General features: G+C 60.8%; 12 protein-coding genes. 10 read left to right on the forward strand and 2 right to left on the reverse strand.

The annotated features are described in order from the left end of the window. Window positions 1-36 precede the first annotated feature (36 nt). On the reverse strand, window positions 37-747 hold the full coding sequence (gene hutC / locus ACL2XN_RS04475) for a histidine utilization repressor (protein ID WP_413723444.1): 711 nt from the start codon (window positions 745-747) through the stop codon (window positions 37-39). A 176-nt stretch (window positions 748-923) separates the two neighbouring features. Between hutC and ACL2XN_RS04480 the strand changes: the two genes are divergently transcribed. The 7 genes from ACL2XN_RS04480 (at window position 924) to hutU (ending at window position 9,257) form a co-directional block, all read left to right on the forward strand. After that, window positions 924-2,297 carry a formimidoylglutamate deiminase gene (locus tag ACL2XN_RS04480; protein ID WP_413730382.1) on the forward strand — a complete coding sequence of 458 codons (1,374 nt, stop codon included), beginning with the start codon at window positions 924-926 and terminating at the stop codon, window positions 2,295-2,297. Continuing rightward, window positions 2,294-2,890 carry a HutD family protein gene (locus tag ACL2XN_RS04485; RefSeq protein WP_413722932.1) on the forward strand — a complete coding sequence of 199 codons (597 nt, stop codon included), beginning with the start codon at window positions 2,294-2,296 and terminating at the stop codon, window positions 2,888-2,890. Before ACL2XN_RS04480 ends, ACL2XN_RS04485 begins: the two co-directional genes overlap by 4 nt. A 428-nt stretch (window positions 2,891-3,318) precedes the next feature. Next, window positions 3,319-4,209, forward strand: coding sequence for an ABC transporter substrate-binding protein (locus tag ACL2XN_RS04490; protein ID WP_410016816.1), 891 nt, complete (start codon window positions 3,319-3,321; stop codon window positions 4,207-4,209). A gap of 91 nt (window positions 4,210-4,300) precedes the next feature. Beyond that, window positions 4,301-5,077 carry an ABC transporter permease gene (locus ACL2XN_RS04495; RefSeq protein ID WP_413731066.1) on the forward strand — a complete coding sequence of 259 codons (777 nt, stop codon included), beginning with the start codon at window positions 4,301-4,303 and terminating at the stop codon, window positions 5,075-5,077. Beyond that, window positions 5,074-5,859, forward strand: a complete 786-nt coding sequence (locus tag ACL2XN_RS04500) for an ABC transporter ATP-binding protein (RefSeq protein WP_413730383.1) — start codon at window positions 5,074-5,076, stop codon at window positions 5,857-5,859. Before ACL2XN_RS04495 ends, ACL2XN_RS04500 begins: the two co-directional genes overlap by 4 nt. Before the next feature lie 135 nt (window positions 5,860-5,994). Beyond that, a complete protein-coding gene (gene hutH, locus ACL2XN_RS04505; protein ID WP_410014931.1) occupies window positions 5,995-7,554 on the forward strand; it encodes a histidine ammonia-lyase in 1,560 nt (519 codons plus the stop codon). A 17-nt stretch (window positions 7,555-7,571) separates the two neighbouring features. Then, window positions 7,572-9,257, forward strand: coding sequence for a urocanate hydratase (gene hutU / locus ACL2XN_RS04510; RefSeq protein WP_410014932.1), 1,686 nt, complete (start codon window positions 7,572-7,574; stop codon window positions 9,255-9,257). A 79-nt stretch (window positions 9,258-9,336) separates the two neighbouring features. On the opposite strand, the gene ACL2XN_RS04515 is transcribed toward hutU, so the two are convergent. Further along, window positions 9,337-10,212 carry a DMT family transporter gene (locus tag ACL2XN_RS04515; protein ID WP_413730386.1) on the reverse strand — a complete coding sequence of 292 codons (876 nt, stop codon included), beginning with the start codon at window positions 10,210-10,212 and terminating at the stop codon, window positions 9,337-9,339. Window positions 10,213-10,381: 169 nt separating this feature from the next. Between ACL2XN_RS04515 and ACL2XN_RS04520 the strand changes: the two genes are divergently transcribed. The 3 genes from ACL2XN_RS04520 (at window position 10,382) to ACL2XN_RS04530 (ending at window position 16,726) form a co-directional block, all read left to right on the forward strand. Then, a complete protein-coding gene (locus ACL2XN_RS04520) occupies window positions 10,382-11,062 on the forward strand; it encodes a metallophosphoesterase (protein ID WP_413731067.1) in 681 nt (226 codons plus the stop codon). Between the two features lie 173 nt (window positions 11,063-11,235). Further along, entirely contained in the window at window positions 11,236-11,484 is a 249-nt protein-coding gene (locus ACL2XN_RS04525; RefSeq protein ID WP_410014934.1) for a GlsB/YeaQ/YmgE family stress response membrane protein, read from the forward strand. Between the two features lie 670 nt (window positions 11,485-12,154). Next, window positions 12,155-16,726 carry an Ig-like domain-containing protein gene (locus ACL2XN_RS04530; protein ID WP_413730388.1) on the forward strand — a complete coding sequence of 1,524 codons (4,572 nt, stop codon included), beginning with the start codon at window positions 12,155-12,157 and terminating at the stop codon, window positions 16,724-16,726. The last annotated feature ends 26 nt before the right edge of the window (window positions 16,727-16,752 follow it).

Below are 16,752 nucleotides of genomic sequence, written 5' to 3' on the forward strand. Positions count from 1 at the left end.
GGCAACGCGCCGCCCTGGACCGCGGCGCACCCCGCGCTAGGCGATAAAGCTGCCAAACAGCTGATAACGCGTGCCGGGATACAGCAGGCGCGCGGAAGTCACCACCAGTTTGCCGAACCAGGTGCGCCGGTGAATCAGCAAACAGGGTTCGTTATCCGCCAGCTGGAGCAGCTCGCGTTCGCGGCTGCTGGCGTTTACCGCCTCGACCCGATGCTCGCCGGCGGTAAGCGGCGCGGCCTGCGTCAGGTAGAAATAGGGCGTAATCAGGTTGAAATCCTGCCGCAGATAATCGGGCGCGGTCAAGGGATTGACGCAGCGGTCTTCCAGCTGTACGGCAATATCGTTTTCGTAATGCACGATCAGCGAATGGAACAGCTGCTCACCCGGCTGGATGCCCAGCGATAACGCTTCCTCGCCGGTCGCCTGGCGCGCTTCCAGGGTCAGCAGGGTGCTGCTGTGGCGATGGCCGCGCGCGGCGATTTCATCGGCGATATTGCGCACTTCCAGCATGGCGGTCTGGGGCTTGAGCTCGGCGACAAAGGTACCGACGCCCTGCATCCGCAGCAGATAACCTTCGCCGGTCAGCTCGCGCAGCGCCCGGTTAATGGTCATCCTGCTGACCCCCAGCTCCGCCACCAGTTCGCTTTCCGACGGGATGCGCCGATGAGGCTCCCAGGCCCCGGAACGTATCTGCTGCACGATCGCCTGTTTAACCCGTTGATAAATGGGCGCCGGCGTATCGCTCATGATGGCGGACAGTTGCGCCGCTGACAGTAGTTCAGACACGTTTCCGACCTCTGATGACAGGGATAATAACAAAACAGTTTACTGTTCAATTCAGCGTATGTATATGTATAGACAAGTGGATAAGCATTTCGTCTGGATAGACACTCCTATCACTCTCACTTTAACCGGAAACCGCCATGCCCGTTTATTTTGCCCCCCGTGCGCTGCTGGCGCAGGGATGGACCCACAATGTCCGACTGCAGATCGACGCCCAGGGAACGATCGTCGCTATTGAATCAGATGCCGGCGCACAGGACGCCGAGTCTCTCGCCGGGCCGGTATTGCCCGCCATGGCCAATTTGCATTCCCACGCCTTTCAGCGCGCCATGGCCGGACTGACGGAAGTCTTCGGCGATCCGAAGGACAGCTTCTGGACCTGGCGCGATGTGATGTACCGCATGGTGCAACGGCTGTCGCCGGAGCAGGTGGGCATTATCGCCCGCCAGCTGTATATCGAGATGCTAAAGGGCGGCTACAGCCAGGTGGCGGAATTCCATTACCTGCATCACGATCCCCAGGGCCATGCGTACGCCGATCCGGCGGAAATGGCGCTACGCGTCAGCCAGGCGGCGGCCGAGAGCGGTATCGGCCTGACGCTGCTGCCGGTGCTGTACTCCTACGGCGGTTTCGGCGAACAGGCGGCGGCCCCCGGGCAGCGGCGTTTTATCCAGGATACCGGCAGCTACCTGCGCCAGCAGCAGGCGCTGCAAGCCCATCTGGCCACGCAGCCGCATCAGCGCCTGGGCCTGTGTTTCCATTCCCTGCGCGCCGTCAGCGCGCGGCAAATCCACGAGGTCCTGCAGGCCTCGGCGGCGGAATTGCCGGTACATATCCACGTGGCCGAGCAGACAAAAGAGGTGGAGGATTGCCTGGCCTGGTCGGGAACCCGTCCGGTTCGCTGGCTGATGGATCAGGTTAAGGTGGATGAACGCTGGTGCCTGATCCATGCCACCCATCTCGATGAGGAAGAACTGGCCCGCCTGGCGCGCAGCGGCGCGGTAGCGGGGCTGTGTCCCACCACCGAGGCCAACCTGGGCGACGGTATCTTCCCGGCCGACGGCTATGTTCGGCAGGGCGGCCGCTGGGGCATCGGCTCCGACAGCCATGTTTCGCTCAACGTGGTGGAAGAGCTGCGCTGGCTGGAATACGGACAGCGCCTGCGCGACCGGCGGCGCAACCGTCTGGCCGACGCGCTGCACCCCACGCTCGGCGATAATCTTTACCGCGCGGCGCTGCGGGGCGGGGCGCAGGCCTGCGGCGTACCGCTGGGCGCGCTGGCGGTCGGTATGCGCGCCGACTGGCTGGTGCTGGACGGCGAAGATCCCTATATCGCCTCGGCCGACGACGGCGACCTGCTCAATCGCTGGCTGTTTGCCGGCGGCCCCGGCCAAATCCGCGATGTGTTCGTCGCCGGCCGCCGGGTAATCAGCGACGGGCACCATGCCCTGGAACGGGAAAGCGCCCAGTCTTTCGCCCGCGTGCTGCGCGACCTGCGCCGGGAGGCGCTGTGAGCCGGCCGGTCAGGTTTTCGTTCACCGGCCTGCCGGTGTCCCCCTGGCGCAACGGCGGCGGCGAAACGCGCGAAATTATCAGCTGCCCGCCTGATGCGCCCGCTGCGTTGCCGGCGGGCGGCGACCCGGCGGCGTTTGCCTGGCGCGCCAGCATCGCCACCATCGACCGCGACGGGGCCTTTTCCTCCTTCCCCGGCGTGGATCGGATTATCGCCCTGCTGGAGGGCGACGGCGTGACGCTGCATAACGCCGCCGGCGGATCCCATGCCCTGACCCGGCCCGGCGTGCCGCATGCCTTTGCCGGCGAGGACGCCATCAGCGCGCGGCTGGCGGGCGGCCCGAGCCGGGATTTCAATATCATGACCCGCCGCCAGGACCGGCGGGCGCGAGTAGAGCGCCTGACCGGCGAGCAGCGCCTGCCCGCGGGCGGCGACGGCGTAATCTATGTACTGGCGGGCCGCTGGCACCTTGAGGGCGAGACGCCGCTGACGCAACGCGAGGGCATCTGGTGGCGACAACTCGGCGCGCCGCTGCGCCTGTGGCCCGCCGACGGCGATGGCGTGGCGCTATGGGCGGATATCTCCCGTCGCTAGCCGCGCCAGGCGGCTCTTATGGCCGATAGAAGCATCGCCTGCATGATTTTGGTGCATGGCGCGCCATAATGATTCATCGGCCGCGCCACGGGGTGCGCGCTGCCAACGCGGCGCGTCCGTGATTGCGGGACTCGCCCGTTCAGGGCGACGCTTATCGTCAAATAACCGGCCACGGGCAAGATGGCACAAGCTTTGCTTAGTTCCTGCCTAGGTAAAGAGTCTTGTATAGACAAGCTTATACAGTTGTTAGCCAGGGCGGCAGGCGCCTTAGCCGGCCGCGAACACATTTTTGCCGGTTAATTTAGCCGGCGTTATTTCAGGAGTGGGATATGAGCAACGCCTGTGCCAGTACGTCATTGCAACGCCGCGTTCAACCGCTGAAGACCGCCCTTATTCTGGCGCTCGGCCTGGCCGGTGCCCTGCCGGCGATGGCGGCCGACACGCCGCTGGCCATCGGTATTTCCGGCTGGACCGGGTTTGCGCCGCTGACCCTGGCGGACAAGGCGGGGATATTTAAACGCCACGGCCTGGATGTCACCGTCAAAATGATCCCGCAAAAAGACCGCCACCTGGCTATTGCCTCCGGCGACGTGCAGTGCGCCGCCACCACGGTGGAAACCTATATTTCCTGGAACGCCAACGGCGTGCCCATCACCCAGATTGTCCAGCTGGATAAATCCTACGGCGCCGACGGCCTGGTGGTGCGCAACGGCATCGACAGCATCAAGGCGCTGAAGGGCAAAACCATCAGCGTCGACGCACCGGGCACCTCGCCGTATTTCGCCTTGGCCTGGATGTTGGATAAAAACGGCATGAGCCTTAAAGACGTCAAGACCACCACGCTCTCGCCCGAAGCCGCCGCCCATTCGTTTATCGCCGGCAGCAACGATGCCGCCATGACCTACGAGCCTTATCTTTCCTCGGTGCGGCAAAGCCCGGATAAAGGCAAGATCCTGGCCACCACCCTCGATTATCCGATGGTTATGGATACGCTGGGCTGTACGCCCGCCTTCCTCAAGCAAAATCCCCAGGCCGCCAAGGCGCTGGTCGCCAGCTACTTCGACGCGCTGGATATGATCAAGGCCCAGCCGGATAAAGCCAATGAAATCATGGGCGCGGCGGTTAAGGAATCGGGCAAGGAATTTGCCGAGTCGGCCAGCTACCTGCGCTGGCAGGACCGGGCGCAGAACCGCCAGTTCTTTAATGGCGAAATCGACAGCTTCAGCCGGGAGGCGGCGCAACTGCTGCTGCAAATGAAGGTGATCCGCAAGATCCCCGATATCAAGACACTGTATGACGCCAGCTACGTTAATCAATAAGGGGCGCGCAATGTCCGTTGACAAGGCCTCGCCGGCCGCCGGGCAACCGGCGCCGTTGCCGGCGGCGAAGAAAGTACGGCACAACCCGCTGATGGTGCCGCTGCGCGCGGTTTCAACCGGGCAGCGCTGGTTTCTCGGGCTGGGGTTTTTTATCCTGTTTTTCGGCTTTTGGGCCTGGGCCACGTTCGCCGGCTGGGTGTCGCCGACCTTTTTGGCCGACCCGCTGACCATGATGCACGAAGGCTACCTGCTGTTTACCGAGTACAATTTTTCGCTGGATATCGGCATGACGGTGATGCGCGTGCTGGGCGGATTTATCCTGGCGGCGGTACTGGCGGTGCCGCTCGGCATCATGATGGGGTCGTATAAACTGGTGGAGGCGTTTCTTGAACCTTGTGTCTCGTTTTGCCGCTACCTGCCCGCGTCGGCGTTTATTCCCCTGCTGATCCTGTGGGCCGGCATTGGCGAAATGCAAAAAATCCTGGTGATTTTTATCGGCTCGTTTTTTCAGATTGTGCTGATGATCGCGGTCACGGTGGGCGCGTCGCGGCGCGATCTGGTGGAAGCCGCCTATACCCTGGGCGCCTCGAACCGCAGTATCGTGCGCCGGGTGCTGATCCCAGGCGCGGCGCCCGAGATTGCCGAATTGCTGCGCCTGGTGCTGGGCTGGGCCTGGACCTATGTGATCGTGGCTGAGCTAATCGGCTCGTCCAGCGGTATCGGCCATATGATTGTCGACAGCCAGGCGCTGCTCAATACCGGGCAGATTATTTTCGGCATTATCGTTATCGGCTGTATCGGCCTGATTTCCGATTTCCTGTTCAAGGCGGTGAACCGTCGCCTGTTTGCCTGGAGCATTTCCTCATGACCCCCGGAAAACTCGCCATCCGCCAGGTGTCGCGCGTCTTTAACGGCCCCAAGGGCCAGCAGACCCAGGCGTTGCTGCCCATTGACTACCGGGTGGAGGAAAACGATTTTATTACCATCCTCGGCCCGTCGGGCTGCGGTAAATCCACCCTGCTGCGGATTGTCGCCGGTCTCGATCGGCCCACCACCGGGGAAGTGTGGCTGGACGGGGGACTGATAGACGGCCCGGGCGCCGATCGGGGCATGGTCTTCCAGAGCTATACGTTGTTTCCGTGGCTGACGGTGGCGCAGAACATCTGTTTTGGGCTGCGGGAACGGGGCCTGAGCCCGGGCGTGCAGCGCGAGCGCTGCGATTATTTTGTCGATCAGGTCGGCCTGCGCGGGTTTGAGCATCATTTCCCGCGCCAGCTGTCCGGCGGCATGCAGCAGCGCACCGCCATCGCCCGCGCGCTGGCCAACGATCCGAAAGTCCTGCTGATGGATGAACCCTTCGGCGCGCTGGACAATCAAACGCGGGTGCTGATGCAGGAATTATTGTTGAAAATATGGGAGTCGTCACGCAAGACGGTGCTGTTTGTCACGCATGATATCGACGAGGCCATTTTTATGGCCAATAAAGTCGCCATCTTCAGCGCCAGACCGGGACGGATTAAAACCGAGGTGGCGATAAACTTCCCCCATCCCCGTGACTACACCTTAAAGACCACGGCGGAATTTATGGCGCTCAAGGCGCGCGTTACCGAGGAAATACGCAGCGAAACGCTGCAAAGCATGGCGCTTTGACTTTGCAATCCGGACCGCAATGGTTCGCCAGGTTTCGCGGAGCAGGGCACAACAACGGGCCGCAACTGCGGCACCCGGGCGCAACCCAGTAATGCGCCCAAGTGCCGGTTTTACTTGTATAGACAGGAATAGATTATGTCATCTTCTGTAACATCTTTACGCCCATGCCGTCTGGTGCCGGGCGAGGTAGACCTGGCGACGCTGCGTGCCATCTATCATGGCGAGCTGGAACTGTCGCTTGATCCCGCCGCCTTCACCGCCATCAACGCCGCGCAGCAAACGGTGGAGGAGATCCTGGCCACCGGCGACGTGGTCTACGGCATCAACACCGGTTTCGGCAAACTGGCGCAAACCCGCATTCCCGCCGAACGGCTGGCGGAACTGCAGCGTAACCTGGTGCTGTCGCACAGCGTCGGCACCGGCGCGTTGCTCGAAGACAATGTGACGCGGCTTATCATGGCCTGCAAAGTGATAAGCCTGGCGCGCGGCCATTCCGGCATTCGGTTATCGGTGGTGGAGGCCCTGCTGTCCTTGTATAACGCCGGCGTCATGCCCTGTATCCCGGCCAAAGGCTCGGTGGGCGCCTCGGGCGACCTGGCCCCGCTGGCGCATTTGTCCCTGATGCTTATCGGCGAGGGGCAGGTGCGGGTCAAGGGAGCGCTGATAAGCGCGGTGGAAGGGCTGGCGCTGGCCGGCTTGCGTCCCATCGTGCTGGCGCCGAAAGAAGGGCTGGCATTGCTGAACGGCACCCAGGTTTCCACCTCGCTGGCGCTGGTCGGCCTGTTTGAAGCGGAACGATCCTTTGCCGCCGGGCTGGTGGCGGGCGCCCTGACGCTTGAGGCCATCAAAGGCTCGGTCAAGCCTTTCGACGCGCGTATCCACCAGGCGCGCGGCCAGGCCGGCCAGATAGCGGTGGCGCGGGCGGTATCTACGCTGCTTGACGGCAGCGAAATCGTGGTATCCCATGCCGACTGCGGCCGGGTACAAGATCCCTATTCCATCCGCTGCGTGCCGCAGGTGATGGGCGCCTGCCTGGATAACCTGACCTATGCGGCGCGCATCCTGCAAATCGAGGCCAACGCCGCGTCCGATAACCCGCTGGTGTTTACCGATAGCGGCGAAGTGATTTCCGGCGGCAATTTCCACGCCGAGCCGGTGGCGTTCGCCGCCGATATCCTCGCGCTGGCGATAGCCGAAATCGGCGCTATTTCAGAACGCCGCCTGGCGCTGCTGCTCGATACCGGCCTGTCGGGCCTGCCGCCGTTCCTGATCAATGAAGGCGGCGTGAACTCGGGCTTTATGATAGCCCAGGTCACCGCCGCGGCGCTGGCCTCGGAAAACAAGTCCCTGGCGCACCCGGCCAGCGTCGACAGCCTGCCGACCTCCGCCAACCAGGAGGACCATGTGTCGATGGCCACCTTTGCCGCCCGCCGGCTGGGGGATATGTGTTTCAACACCTCGGTGGTGGTGGGCATCGAAGCCATGGCCGCCGCCCAGGGCATTGATTTTAACCGGCCGCTGAACAGCTCGGCGGCGCTCGAACAACAGCTTGTGGCTATCCGTAACCGTGTCGCCTTCCTGGCAAGCGATCGGCTCCTGGCGCCGGATATCGAAGCGATGCGTCTTTGGGTCGCTGAATTCACCCTGCCCGCGGAAGTACAATCCTTGTTACCCAGCTATGCGTCAACGCGCTAAAGATAAAGGAACCCCTGATGAAATACGATTTTAGCAATGCCGTTTCACGTCCCGTCAGCGCGCCGCGCGGCACCACGCTGACCTGCAAAAACTGGCTGATTGAAGCGCCGTACCGCATGATCCAGAACAACCTCGATCCGGATGTCGCCGAGCGTCCCGACGATTTGGTGGTCTACGGCGGCATCGGCAAGGCGGCGCGTAACTGGCCCTGTTTCGAAACCATATTGCAAAGCCTGCGCGACCTGGAGGAAGACGAGACCCTGCTGGTGCAATCCGGTAAACCGGTCGGCGTGTTCCGCACCCATGTGGACGCGCCGCGCGTGATGATTGCCAATTCCAACCTGGTGCCGCATTGGGCCACCTGGGAACATTTCCATGAACTGGACCGGGCCGGGCTGATGATGTACGGGCAAATGACCGCCGGCTCCTGGATTTATATCGGCGCCCAAGGCATCGTGCAGGGCACCTTCGAAACCTTTGCCGAAGCGGGCCGCCAGCATTACGACAACGATCTCAAGGGGAAATGGATCCTTACCGCCGGCCTGGGCGGCATGGGCGGCGCCCAGCCGCTGGCCGGCGTGCTGGCCGGCGCCTGCGTGCTGGCCATTGAATGCCAGGAGTCGCGCATAGATTTTCGCCTGCGCACCCGCTACCTCGACCGCAAGGCGTTTACCATCGACGAAGCGCTGGCGCTAATTGAAGACGCCTGCGCCAAAGGCGAGGCAATTTCCGTCGGGCTACTGGGCAATGCGGCGCAGATCATGCCGGAGCTGGCCAAACGCGCCGCCGGCGGCGGCGCCCGTCCGCATATCGTCACCGACCAGACTTCCGCCCATGACCCGCTCAACGGCTACCTGCCGGCCGGCTGGAGCCTGGAACAATGGAACCAGGCCAAAAAAGACGATCCGCAAAGCGTTATCAGCGCGGCCAGGGCGTCGATGGCCGAACACGTCAAGGCGATGCTGGCGTTCCATGAAATGGGCGTGCCGACGGTGGATTACGGCAACAATATCCGCCAGGTGGCTCTGGAGGAGGGGGTGGCGAACGCCTTCGATTTCCCCGGTTTTGTACCCGCCTATATCCGTCCGCTGTTTTGCGAAGGTAAGGGGCCGTTCCGCTGGGTGGCGTTGTCGGGGGATGCGGAAGATATCTATAAGACCGATGCCAAGCTCAAGGAGCTGTTTCCGGACAACCGGCTGCTGCATAACTGGCTGGATATGGCGCAGGAGCGCATCGCCTTCCAGGGCCTGCCGGCGCGCATCTGCTGGCTGGGGCTGGGCGAACGTCACCTCGCCGGGCTGGCGTTTAACGAGATGGTGCGCACCGGCGAGCTGAAAGCGCCGATTGTTATCGGCCGTGATCATCTCGACTGCGGGTCGGTCGCCTCGCCCAACCGTGAAACCGAAGCGATGAAAGACGGCTCGGACGCCGTCTCCGACTGGCCGTTGCTGAACGCCCTGCTCAGCACCGCCGGGGGCGCCACCTGGGTCAGTCTGCATCACGGCGGCGGCGTGGGTATGGGGTTCTCCCAGCACGCGGGCATGGTTATCGTCTGCGACGGCAGCGAGAAGGCCGATGAGCGCCTGGCGCGGGTATTATGGAACGACCCGGCCACCGGCGTGATGCGCCATGCCGATGCCGGTTACCCCGAGGCCATCGCCTGCGCGGAAAAATACGGCCTTAAGCTGCCGATGATCCGCTAACCGCCTGGCACGGCAACCACCGGCGGGGAACCCCGTCCCTCGCCGGCAATCCCCGCGCTTTCCCCCGCGCCTTCGCCCGTCAGGCTTGCCGCTCAGACGGCGCTTTTTTATCGTGACGTGAAAACGCCGTTACTGAAAGAATAATCACCGCGGCGCCGGCAAACATGCCGGGGGTCGGCCGTTCGCCGAACAATGCCCAGGCAAAAAGAATGGCGTAGACCGGCTCCAGGGCGAAAAACACCGCCGCGGCGCGCGCCTTGACGAAACGTAAACTGGTGACCATCAGGCTGTGCGCCACGCCGGTACAGAATACCCCCAGCAGCATCAGGTAAAACCAGTCGCCGGCGGAGGCTTGCGGCAACGCGTGGAAAGCGAAGGGCAGCATCAGCAGGCAGATAACGGCGTTTTGACATAACGCCGCCTGTACCGGCCGGATACTGATGGCGGTAATGCGGTTGCAGATAATAAGCAACGCCAGCAGCGCGCCGGATAAAATTCCCCATAAAAACCCGCGCGTACTGCCGCTGCTGATATCAAACGACGGGCAGACCATCATCAGGCCAAGGCAAATCAGGACGATCAGCAGGATCTCGTTAAGCGAAATGCGCTCCCGGAAACCGATGCTTTCAAACAGGGTGGTAAAGGCCGGGAAACTGGCGAATCCAAGCGTGGCAATCGCCACGCCCGAGGCTTTGACCGAAATGAAGAAGGTGAGCCAGTGCCCGGCCAGGATAGCGCTGGCGCCAATGACCACCAGAGCGCTGCCGCCGCTGATGCGTTGCCAGCGAAAGCCGCGTACGCCGAGCATCAGCAGCGATAACGCCAGCACCGCGAACAGCGCGCGGCCAAATACTATGGCGGCGGGCGAGGTGGTAATGACTTTACCTAAAATGCCTGAAAGGCCAAAAAAGAAGGCCGCGATATTCAGCGAAACCAGGGCGTGGCGTTTATTCATACAGCATACCGGACAAAGGTGCAGACCTTCATGCTGCCCGTTATCAGGCTGTTTTAACAGCTTTTAATGACGTTTTATCATCGATTTCCCCCATGGCGAGATTATTGATGTCCGCGTGTCCCAGCCTGCTATGCTGTTAATGATGGCCTTGAGCTTATCGGGGGGGATGATGAATCAGATGATGCCGGAACAGATATACCGCAAAATCAACCCAGACGACTGGCGGCGTACCTTCGTGGTCGGGGATGTGCATGGCTGTTACGATTTGCTGCTGGCGAAACTGGCGCGCCAGCGGTTTGATCGCGCGCGCGATTTGCTGATCTCGGTCGGTGATCTGATCGATCGCGGCGCGCAAAACCTGCAATGCCTGGAACTGCTTGAACAACCCTGGTTCTGCGCGGTTCGCGGCAACCATGAGCAAATGGCCATCGACGCCCTTTCCCGCGGCGAAGAGAACCTGTGGCTGGCCAACGGCGGCCAATGGTTTTGGCGCCTGGATGAGGAACAGCGGCGGCGGGCGGCGGCATTGATTGAGCGCTGCGCTTATCTGCCGCTGATTATCGACCTTGAAATGGCGCAGCGTCATATTGTGATCGCGCACGCGGATTATCCCCTGGACAATTATCGCTACCAGCAGACCGTCGACCCCGAGCTGGTGGTGTGGAGCCGGCAGCGCATCAACCGCAACCAGCGCGGGCGCGGGGCGCCCATCAGCGGCGCGACGCACTTCTTTTTCGGCCATACGCCGCTCGAACGCGTCAGGCATTTTTATAATCAGTTCTATATTGATACCGGCGCGGTCTTCGGCGGGACGTTAACCTTGGTTGACATCACCAGCCTGCCGTTTTAGGCCTGGACATCGCGCCCGGTGTTTGCTATTCCGGTACTCGATGTTCTCTGTATTATTTCCAGCATAATCATGAGCATTGACTATAATAAAACAGGTTTCTGGTACTGCTCTTTCAGGCTAGGTATCCATCACGGATTTTTAAGTACAGGCAATCGCTATAAAGGAGTGTTGTTATGGGAATTTTATCTTGGATTATTTTTGGACTTATCGCCGGCATTATCGCTAAATTCATCATGCCGGGCAGGGACGGCGGCGGATTTATCATTACCATCATTCTCGGTATCATCGGCGCCGTGGTCGGCGGTTATATCAGCACGTTCTTTGGTTATGGACGCGTCGACGGCTTTAACTTCGGCAGTTTTGTCGTGGCGGTGATCGGCGCTATCGTGGTGCTGTGGATTTACCGGTTGGTACGCAGATAACCGGCGTTATGACCGCTCATACGCCGTAATCAATAATCAGGGTATTCCCTTTTCCTGCCTCAGTCGGCAGGGAATACCCGCTTCTCTCCCCCTTCACGCCTGCTGCTTTCCTGATTCATTCATATTATTTATTAAATAAATGAAGCTGCCTTAATGGCCCCTGTTAACCCGGATAAACCCGAGGTCCCAGCAAGGATACGTCATCTTCTTCATGAATATTATCCCTTTAAGCGCCGTTATCCCACGATGAATGCAGATTGCCAATTAATGCACGTAGTAGCATTAATACAGGCCATATTCAGGTATATCGGCCATAAAATATTATGAGTTATGTTTATTGAGTTTACAGGAAATTAAAGATTAATTAAAAAAATTAAATAGTGACCAAGTTAATGCAATTCAATGAATTTAAAGGATTTGTAATTTTTTATCTATTTAATGGTTCAAGTGAATATTTTTAATTTCATTTCTGGTATGGTCTGCAATATTATCGACTAAAGCTATTTTCTTCGATATTGCTGCCAGTTATGCTGGCCTGTAACACTATTTAAATGGGGTCTTGTTACGCCGGATAACCTTTGCCGACGGCGGATTAATATGGCCGGGAATTGAAGTTATTGACCAGTGGGATAAATTGATGCTTTTTAAGAATCTCTTTAGCTATTATCAAATGAAAAAAATCCAATCTACGCCGCCGCCGGTAATTCATCAACGTTGGCGTGCGGTGGCGTGGCTGAATATTGCTTTCCAGATAGTCTTTCCGCTTAGCCTGTCTTTTACGCCGGCCATGGCGAAAGCCGCGCCCGCAGCGTTGCCGTCAACGGCGGCGCCCTTAATGGCCATCGCCACGGTTCCTTATGTTTTGGGGCCGGGCGAGACGACATTGTCGGTGGCGACACGCTATAACCTGACGCTGGAAGAGCTAAAAACGCTCAATGGACTGCGCAATTTCGCCAAATCGTTTTCCGCGCTGGGCACCGGCGACGAGATCGACGTTCCCCGCAGCCACACGTCTTTGTTTAACTCAGCCATCCCGGTCCAGTCATCTTCGCAGGCAGAGGATAAGCTGGCGCGCGGCGCACAGACGGCCGGCTCCCTGTTCTCGGGCGGCAACACCGGCGGCGCCGCCGCCGATTTGGCGCGTTCAAGCGTGGTGGGCGGCGCCGGGCAGGCGGGCGAGCAATGGCTGAACCAGTTCGGCACCGCCCGCGTCCAGCTCAACGCCGACCGGAATTTCAGATTTACCGACAGCGCGGTGGATTTGCTGGTTCCCCTGCGGGATACCGAACGCTCGACGGTATTTTCGCAATTAGGGGTGCGTAACAGCGACCAGCGCAATACGGTGAATCTCGGCCTGGGCGTGCGCACCGAAAAGGACGGCTGGTTGTACGGCGCCAATACTTTTTATGATAACGATATTACCGGCAACAATCGCCGGCTCGGCGTCGGGGCCGAAGCCTGGACGGATTATTTGCGGCTGTCGGCCAATAGTTATTTCGGCCTGACGGATTGGCACCCGTCGCGGGATTTCGCCGACTATAACGAACGGCCGGCCAACGGGTTCGATCTGCGCGCCCAAGCCTGGCTGCCATCTTACCCACAGCTGGGCGGTTCGCTGATGTTTGAGCAATACCGCGGCGATGAGGTGGCGTTGTTCGGCAAGGATAGTCGGCAAAAAGATCCCTATGCCCTGACCGCCGGCATTAACTATACGCCCATCCCCTTGTTCACCGTCGGCGCGCAGCACCGGACCGGCAAAGGCGGCGCGAACGACAGCAGCCTGAATTTCCAGCTGAATTACCGGCTGGGCGAATCCTGGCAGTCGCATCTCGATTCCTCTAAAGTCGGACCGTCCAGAACCCTGGCCGGCAGCCGCTACGATCTGGTCGACCGCAACTATAATATCGTGCTCGATTATCAGCGGCGGGATCTGATCCGTTTGGCGCTACCGGCCCAAATCACCGGTGCGGCGGGCACGTCGGTTACCTTAACCGCCGACATCACCGCCGAACACGGGTTGGATCGCATTGATTGGGACAGCGCGCCGCTGCTGGCGAGCGGCGGGCGTATCACCCAGGTTTCTCCGCAGGCGATAACCGTTGTCATGCCGGCCTACCAGGGTACCCCGGGGGCGGATAATACCTATCGCATCAACGCGATAGCCCATGATAACCGGGGGAATCTCTCCAATCGGGCGGTGACCACGGTGAATGTGACCGCACCGGAAATCATTACCCTGGCAAGCCTGGCGGTAGAGAACAACAACGCGGTCGCCGATGGCCAAACCGCCATTCGCGTCCGGGCCAGGGTTATCGATGGCAACGGCAACCCTGTGCCCGGCGAGACGGTCGCTTTCAGCGCCGATAACGGCGCCACGGTATTATCCCCCACGGCGGTGAGCGATGACGACGGCTTTACCGAAACCGGTATTACCTCCCGCACCGTCGGTCCCGTTATGGCGCGGGCTAGCCTGGACGGCTCGTCGCAGCAGGCCGCCGTCGCCTTTGTGGCCGGCGGCGCCGACCAAACCCAGACACAGCTTGAAGTCCTGACCACGGGAAATAAGGCGGCGGATGGCATTGACGCGCATCGGGTCAGGCTGACGGTGCGCGATGCCCTTAATAATCCCATCGGCGGCCAGGCGGTGAGCTTTGGCGCCGACAACGACGCGCAGGTAACCCCCCTGGAGGGCGATGTTACCGGTGACGACGGCACCCTGATGGCGACCGTCGTGTCCTCCCGGGCGGGGCTGCAAACGGTTACCGCCACGGTGGGCGATTTTACCACCAGCGGCGTTGAGATGACGTTTATTGCCGGCAAAGCTTCCGAGGCTAATACCCTTATCCAGGTGCTGACCCAGGGAGATAAGATTGCGGGTTCACAAGCGCATCAGGTGCGGGTAACCGCGCGCGACGCCCAGGACAACCCGGTCGCCGGCGCGGTGGTGAAATGGGTGGCGGCGGGCGATGACGCGCATCTGTCCATCCCCGGCGGCGAAACCGGTGAGGATGGCACGCTGACGGTGGATGTGACCAGCAACCGGGCGGGGGTGGTCATTGTCTCCGCCGCGTTGCCGGGCTTTATCAAAGCCAGTGATGGCATGCGTTTTGTCGCCGGCGCCGTAGCGGAAACCCGCACCGTCGTCGAGGTGATCACCCGCGGCGACAAGATCGCCGGCGACAGCGACGGCCATCGGGTGAAGGTTACGGTGCGCGATGCCAATGACAATCCGGTTGGCGGACAGGCAGTGACCTTCGCCACCGCAAGCCCCGGCGCCACACTTTCCAGCCCCGGCGGCGATACGGCGGCCGATGGCACCCTCGAGGTCGGTGTCACCAGTAACCAGGCGGGCACGGTAGTGGTCAGCGCCACGGTGGCGGGCTTTACCCGGGACAGCGACGGCATGGGTTTTGTCGCCGGCGCCGCAGCGGAAACCCGCACCGCCGTCGAGGTGGTCACCACCGGCGATAAGGTGGCCGGCGACAGCGACGGCCATCGGGTGAAAATCACGGTGCGCGACGCCAATGATAATCCCATCAGGGGGCAGGCGGTCACCTTCGCCACCACCAGTCCCGGCGCCATGCTTTCCAGCCCCGGCGGCGATACGGCGGCCGACGGCACCCTCGAGGTCGGCGTCATCAATACCCTGGCGGGCACGGTAGTGGTCAGCGCTACGGTGGCGGGCTTTACCAAGTCCAGCGACGGCATGCAGTTTGTCGCCGGCCCCACGTCGGAGAGCCGCTCCACCATAGAGGTATTGACCACCGGTGATAAGGTGGCCGGCGACAGCGACGGCCATCGGGTGAAGGTCCAGGTGCGCGACGCCAACAGCAATCCCATTGCGGGGCAGGCGGTCAGCTTTGCCACCGTCACCCCTGGCGCCGCGCTGTCCAATCCCGGCGGCACGACAGCGGCCGACGGCACTATCGACGTGGGTGTCACCAGTACCCGCGCGGGCGCGGTAACGGTCTTCGCCACGGTGGCGGGCTTTACGTTAGCCAGCGACGGCATGACTTTTGTCGCCGGCGCGGCGGCGGAAAATACCACCTTGATAGAGGTCATCACCACCGGCGATAAAGAGGCCGGCCTTGAGGCCCATCAGGTCAAGGTCCGGGTGCGCGACGCCCACGATAACCCGGTTGCCGGGCAGGCGGTCACCTTTGCCTCCGCCAGCCCCGGCGTCACCTTTTCCCGGCAGGGCGGCGACACTGCCGCCGACGGTACGCTGGCCGTCGACGTCACCAGCGACCAGGCCGGTCTGGTCGTGGTTAACGCCGCGGTGGCGGGTTTCACCAAAGCCAGCGCGCCATTGAGTTTTATTGTCTCACCGGCCATCCTGACGCTTGATGTATTGCGTAACCGGTCGCTGGACAACGGCGCGGAATATAATGAAGTACAGCTGTTGGTGGAGAATGGCATGGGCGCCGGGATGGAGGGCAAGAGCGTCGTTTTCTCGGTGAACAATGGCGCGAGCCTGACGTCGCCGGCAAATGCCGTCACCGGCGCGGATGGAAAAGCCAAGGTTACCTTCACCAACACTCGTGGCGGTACCGCCACCGTGACGGCTCAGGTAGACGGCGTGGACGTCACGCAAGATACAATCTTCCTGTCTCCCCGGGCGATCAATTCCGTTTCGCCCGTCGCTAATCCTCACAGCTTTGGGCCAAACTCGGGTTTCCCCAACGTGGGTTTTGATGCGGGGCCGTATGCCGGCAGCAGCAAGCCAAGGTTCCAGATCAACCCTATGGGCAACATCGGCGACAATGGCAGTTTGACCTGGAGCAGTTCGAATGCGGTAAACGCGCCAATAGATGAGAACGGTATTGTTACCCTTAATGCCCGCCCCAGCAGTGAGGTCACCCTGATGGCGCGTGGTGATCAGTATTATTACACTTATAAATTTACTGTAAGAAAATGGCTTACCTATTATCGACCTAATTCCACCAACAGGTATTCGTGGGATGATACTCAAACATTGTGTACCTCCAATGGTAAATCAATGCTGGTGGCGGCAGATCTGACCTCCGGCGTCAATCAGCGGGCGGTGGGCAGTATGTTTGGGGAATGGGGCGCGCGTCCCGGCGGCTGGCCGGGTGAAGCAGTAACGGAAGCGAATTCAGAGGGTTTTTGGACTAAGGATGGAAGTTATAACGGGCGCCCGGTCGTGAGCTTGTTTAATGGAGACCAAGTGGTGGGCCGCACCGATGGCGCCAGGTACAGGGAAGCGGCATGTAAAATGTAGGCCGGCGCCTGGCGCATATCCAAAGT

The organism is Sodalis sp. RH22, from assembly GCF_047324165.1.
Classification (GTDB): Bacteria; Pseudomonadota; Gammaproteobacteria; order Enterobacterales; family Enterobacteriaceae; genus Acerihabitans.

Coding starts and splice junctions, on each gene's coding strand:
- ACL2XN_RS04520 (WP_413731067.1), top strand. CDS start 10,382: ATGAATCAGATGATGCCGGAACAGATATACCGCAAAATCAACCCAGAC.
- hutH (WP_410014931.1), top strand. CDS start 5,995: ATGTCATCTTCTGTAACATCTTTACGCCCATGCCGTCTGGTGCCGGGC.
- hutC (WP_413723444.1), bottom strand. CDS start 747: ATGAGCGATACGCCGGCGCCCATTTATCAACGGGTTAAACAGGCGATC.
- ACL2XN_RS04525 (WP_410014934.1), top strand. CDS start 11,236: ATGGGAATTTTATCTTGGATTATTTTTGGACTTATCGCCGGCATTATC.
- ACL2XN_RS04480 (WP_413730382.1), top strand. CDS start 924: ATGCCCGTTTATTTTGCCCCCCGTGCGCTGCTGGCGCAGGGATGGACC.
- ACL2XN_RS04515 (WP_413730386.1), bottom strand. CDS start 10,212: ATGAATAAACGCCACGCCCTGGTTTCGCTGAATATCGCGGCCTTCTTT.
- ACL2XN_RS04490 (WP_410016816.1), top strand. CDS start 3,319: ATGGCGGCCGACACGCCGCTGGCCATCGGTATTTCCGGCTGGACCGGG.
- ACL2XN_RS04530 (WP_413730388.1), top strand. CDS start 12,155: ATGAAAAAAATCCAATCTACGCCGCCGCCGGTAATTCATCAACGTTGG.
- hutU (WP_410014932.1), top strand. CDS start 7,572: ATGAAATACGATTTTAGCAATGCCGTTTCACGTCCCGTCAGCGCGCCG.
- ACL2XN_RS04495 (WP_413731066.1), top strand. CDS start 4,301: ATGGTGCCGCTGCGCGCGGTTTCAACCGGGCAGCGCTGGTTTCTCGGG.
- ACL2XN_RS04500 (WP_413730383.1), top strand. CDS start 5,074: ATGACCCCCGGAAAACTCGCCATCCGCCAGGTGTCGCGCGTCTTTAAC.